Genomic DNA, 339 nt, shown 5'->3' on the forward strand with positions numbered 1-339 from the left:
ATCTAAGCGTTCTTACTTTCACGTCTCCAATCATATTCCGATCCACACCTGCGTCGCCTTTGTACTCTACGCTTACTTCAGCAGACTTGGCTTCTTTTCCAAGAGTGATTGGGGCGCGGTAGAGAACCTGATTCTCCCACCTGAGCGTTCCTTCAAGAAACAGAACGTAATTTCCCGCCGGAACCGCTTTACCGCCCGCGTCAGTGCCGTCCCATGCGTAGGTTAGCGTCCCCGCCTTTGGGGTGGCGCCCGTTATCGCGTCCACCTGAGTGCTTGTTAAATTGGCAAGACCCGACTTTTTTACCCACGTCGGAATAGAAGTTTCCCTGCGTTTAAAGC

Annotated in this window: 1 protein-coding gene; it reads right to left on the reverse strand. The window is 52.5% G+C overall.

Going from position 1 to position 339, the window contains the following annotated elements:
• Positions 1-339 (reverse strand): DUF2271 domain-containing protein (locus ACYVTD_RS18455; RefSeq protein WP_461249049.1); only part of this gene is annotated, 339 nt, incomplete at both ends.

The organism is Treponema sp. R6D11, from assembly GCF_054786075.1.